Below are 251 nucleotides of genomic sequence, written 5' to 3' on the forward strand. Positions count from 1 at the left end.
GCTTTTGTCCGGTCTGCGGGCCGAGGATTTCGTCGATGCCAGTTTCGGTCTGCCGACGGTGCGCGATATTCTGGCCGAGATGCAAAAGCCGGGCCGTGACCCGCGCCCGACCTTCAAAACCGCAAGCTTCGCAGAAGGTATTGACGCGATCAACGATCTGAAACCCGGCATGTCTCTGGAGGGCACGGTGACCAATGTGGCGGCCTTTGGTGCCTTTGTCGATGTCGGCGTGCATCAGGACGGTCTGGTGC

Annotated in this window: 1 protein-coding gene; it reads left to right on the forward strand. The window is 60.6% G+C overall.

Annotated features, from left to right (window positions below):
* On the forward strand, positions 1 to 251 hold a 251-nt coding region (locus Q4528_RS15000; RefSeq protein WP_303522482.1), incomplete at both ends, for a S1 RNA-binding domain-containing protein.

Source organism: Staphylococcus pasteuri (assembly GCF_030547725.1).
Taxonomy (GTDB): domain Bacteria; phylum Bacillota; class Bacilli; order Staphylococcales; family Staphylococcaceae; genus Staphylococcus; species Staphylococcus pasteuri.